The organism is Halomonas sp. ANAO-440, assembly GCF_019915905.1.
Classification (GTDB): domain Bacteria; phylum Pseudomonadota; class Gammaproteobacteria; order Pseudomonadales; family Halomonadaceae; genus Halomonas; species Halomonas chromatireducens.
On record NZ_JAHXBV010000031.1, the window covers coordinates 1 to 3,939 of the forward strand.

A 3,939-nucleotide genomic window follows, 5' to 3' on the forward strand; every position below is an offset into this window, starting at 1 on the left:
ACGGCATGAGCGCCCCCGGCCTTGACCTGGAGATCGCCCTGGAACCCGATGCCCTGCACCGGGAGACCCAGCGTCGTCTCAGCACAAGCGCCAATGCGCACAACCAACCGCTGATTCTGGAGCGTGGCTACACCGCCCTGGGCCAGTTGGATCACCTCAGCCTGCGCGGCGCCAACAGCGCCGCCAGTGAACAGCAGTACCAGTACGACGCCCTGGGGCGGATGAGCTTCCGCGGGCTGCAAGGTGACCAAGCCTCAAGAGTCATCGCCTACAGTTATGACGCCGCCGGTCGCTTGATCGGCAGCCAGCACGGCGACCACGCCCACCGCTATAGCGTGGACGCAGCAGGAAACCGGTTAGACGGCCAACAGGCGCTGACTGATAACCGCCTTGGTCAACTCAACGGCACCCGCTACCGCTACGACGGCGCCGGCAACCTGATCGAACGCCAACAGCCCAACGGCGAGCGCTTAACCCTTGGCTACGACGGGGCCAACCGCTTGGTACACCTCACCCACGCCAGCGAACTCGGCTACACCCGCGAAGCCAGCTACCGCTACGACGGCCTGGGTCGCCGCATCAGCAAAACCGTGCGCGACACCAACGGCACCACGGCCACCACCCACTACGGCTGGGACGGCGACCGCATCGTGCGGGAGGAAAACGACAGTCAGCGCACTACCGTGGTGTATGAGCCGGGCAGTTTTGTACCCATGCTCAGAATCGATGACACTCAGCAGGGCCAAGTGCTCAGCGCCTACATCACCGATGCCCTGGGTACGCCCATGCAGTTAGTCACCCCCAACGGCGAGACCCTATGGCAGGCCCAGCCCGACGACTGGGCCGCGGTCACCAACGAACAAGGCCGCACCGCCCAGCCCATCCGCTTCCAGGGCCAGTGGCACGATGAAGAGAGCGGCCTTTACTACAACCGCCACCGCTACTACGACCCACAGCAGGGACGGTATATTAGCCAGGATCCGATCGGTCTTAACGGTGGCACGAACCTGTATGGCTATGTGACTAACCCCACCGGGATGGTGGATCCGCTGGGGTTGTTTGGAATGGGGTTTAGCAATGTAGAGGCTGCCTATGGGCCGGCAGCTAGACAAGCGTATGCTGCCAGCACGCCACCCCCGGTGTCTGCTCCTGCCGGCGAGGTGCTAACAGGGAATAGCTACCGCCCTGGCATGGGCGCCATGTTTCCATCACATGTGTCGGTTTTTGCTCGGGACCCCCAATACTCAGAAGCCTTGGCCTTCCAAGGCGCCTCACGTAGCGATATAACGCTGCCTGCGGCATCAGGAGCATTAGGCTTGCCGATGGCAGGAGCCGCGGCACCGGGTGTGGCAAAGGCAGCGGCAGGCGCCGGTAGCGCGTTGTCAGCAGGTGCTAATCAGTTGAGCCTTAGGGCTGTATGCAGTGTGACGACGGTGTCGCCGGGTGCGGCGGTAGGAATAGCCAACCCGGCTGTGCAGGGGGCTGCTTTAGATGTAATTGACAGCGCCTTGCCTGGGCCGCCATCACCAAATAAATCAGGGGTTGTTGGATATATAATAGGTGCTGTATTAAGTCCAGAGGAATGGGGAAAGTGACACGAAGGCCGAAAAGCGAAGTCGTGAATTTATTTCTTGGGTTGATTTTTTTTGCTTTTGGAGTTTATGTCTTGATGACGGGAAATATAAAAAATATGCAACTGGGGAGTGAGAGAGCTATTCCGGCTGGAGTGTTAATAATTTTTGGAATATGGATCTTAGTAAAGAGCGGGGTGATAAAGAGAAAATGATACAGGAGGCCGAGGTCAGGGGTTCTCGTAATAAGAACTATATGGAAAATGCTGGATATTGATCTACCAGGGCAGGCACCTTGTTGCCTGCCCTGGCGGTAGCGTGGCTGAGTGGGGGGCTTCGTCTTGGGCGAGACCGCCAGCGTCCAGCGCGAACAGAGCACTACCGCTACGACGCCCTCGGCCGGCGCATCAGCAAGACCGTGCGCGACACCAACGGCACCACGGCCACCACCCACTACGGCTGGGATGGCGACCGCATCGTGCGCGAAGAAACGGACAATCAGCGCATTACCGTGGTGTATGAGCCTGGCTCCTTCGTACCCATGTTGCGCATCGATGAAACCCAGAGCGAACAAGGTGCTGAAAAACGCCTCAGCGCCTACATCACCGATGCCCTGGGCACCCCCATGCAGCTCGTCACGCCCCGGGGTGACACCCTGTGGCAAGCTCAGCCCGACGACTGGGCAGCGGTCAAAAACGAGCGTGGCAACACCTACCAGCCCATCCGCTTCCAGGGGCAGTGGTACGATGATGAAAGCTGCCTTTACTACAACCGCCACCGCTATTACGATCCACAGCAAGGGAGGTACATTAGCCAGGACCCGATCGGATTAAAGGGTGGCACGAATTTGTATGGCTACGTGACGAATCCGACAGGGATGGTGGACCCGTTGGGGTTGAGTGCTTGGGAAACAGTCAAATTCCACTCACGCATGATTCCTCGTTTTATTCGAGACGAGGGTATGGATGTGCTTACACGCACTGCTACTGTCATTGGTGGAGGTGGCCAAGTTCTACTGGGTGGTGCTCTCTGTAAGACTGTGGCTGGCTGCGTAGCTGGTGCGCCCATTGCAGGCTTAGGAGCCAGCAATATACAAGAAGGCTTTTCTGAAAGTGGAAGGGGCTTCGCCCGTGAGGTAGCTATAGACCAGCTAGGGGAGCAGTGGGGCAACTTGGCGATCGATGGGGAAAACCTAGGTACTTCTGTTGGCGGACTGCTAAGGCCTGTACGGAAGCCTGAAACCTTTCAGCTATTTCGCAGCTTACCTGATGACTTTATACCAGCGTATCAAAGTGCAACTGCGACAGGTCTAACTATTGAGGCTGGCTCTTCAGGCATAGGAGTTTACAGCGGGATTAATAATTATAAAAATAGCGATGAGGAGTGTCGACAATGATGGACCTGATACTGCTGTTTATTCTTTTGTTGGTTTATCTGATGGCCAGGCTGTTAGAAAAAAATGTAAAAAGGTTGGGGGGGAATGCGGTCCTTCTGGCTTATTCTGTAATCATGTTTTTTATATTTGCGCTCGGCGAAGCAGTAGATAAAGAACGTTTTTTTGAAAAAACAGCCTTTTCCATCATCTTAATATTCGCAATGGTAGCCATATGTGCTGTATTTGTTTGGAGGACTGTTAGTAAGCTACAGAAATATTAGGAACCTGAACTCAACCGATAAGTGCAATACGGACGTTGCACCCATTTACCACCCGCCAGGGAAGGCACTTCGCTGCCTTCCCTGAAACCTGCGCCCACCATCCCACAGCGCCCCTGGCGGCCTCGAGATGTAATGACCCCCTAGTTTCTGCACACCCTACGCAGCTAATGCGGGATATGCTCGGGGTGCCACATAGTCCAGAGACTGATGTGGCCGTTCTTCGTTGTAGTACCGGATCCTGAAGTGATCCCCTCCAGAGCTGCACAGGCTATAGTGCAGCTCTGGAGGGGGCACTTCAACGGCGAAGTGGCGCGCGAGTTCGAGTGGCAAGACCACATGCTGACGGTCCACCGCGTGCCCGGCGGCCTGGCACGCTCCTACGCCTACCATGTGGATCACACCCAGGTCACCGACAGCCTCGGCCGCGAGGAACGCTACCACTTCGTCGGCGCCGGCCCCGGCCAACGCTGGACGGCCCACACCCGCGCCGACGGCTCGGTGATCGAGTACCGCTACGACGCCGCCGGGCGTAAAGTCGCCACCATTGATCCGCTAGGCCGTGAAACATTGATCGAGCGCGACGACCACGGCCAGGTGATCGCCCAGACCGCTCCGGACGGCACCCGCTGGGCCATCGAGCGGGATGCCCTGGGCCAGCCCACTCGCATTGAAGGCCCCGACAATCAGCGCTGGCAGATTAAGCGCAATGACC

At 57.7% G+C, this 3,939-nt stretch carries 4 protein-coding genes; all 4 read left to right on the forward strand.

Going from position 1 to position 3,939, the window contains the following annotated elements:
- Positions 1–1,595 (forward strand): RHS repeat-associated core domain-containing protein (locus tag KZO25_RS16820; protein WP_223137864.1); only part of this gene is annotated, 1,595 nt, incomplete at its 5' end.
- A 271-nt stretch (positions 1,596–1,866) separates the two neighbouring features.
- The gene (locus KZO25_RS16825) at positions 1,867–2,967 is read left to right on the forward strand and encodes an RHS repeat-associated core domain-containing protein (protein ID WP_223137865.1); all 1,101 of its coding nucleotides are present in this window, start codon (positions 1,867–1,869) and stop codon (positions 2,965–2,967) included.
- Positions 2,964–3,227, forward strand: coding sequence for a hypothetical protein (locus KZO25_RS16830; protein ID WP_223137866.1), 264 nt, complete (start codon positions 2,964–2,966; stop codon positions 3,225–3,227). The genes KZO25_RS16825 and KZO25_RS16830 overlap by 4 nt, the downstream gene beginning before the upstream one ends.
- 336 nt (positions 3,228–3,563) lie before the next feature.
- Positions 3,564–3,939 (forward strand): RHS repeat domain-containing protein (locus tag KZO25_RS16835; RefSeq protein WP_223137867.1); only part of this gene is annotated, 376 nt, incomplete at its 3' end.

Excerpts from the sequence above, each read along its gene's own strand:
- KZO25_RS16830 (WP_223137866.1), top strand. The coding sequence starts at position 2,964 with ATGATGGACCTGATACTGCTGTTTATTCTTTTGTTGGTTTATCTGATG.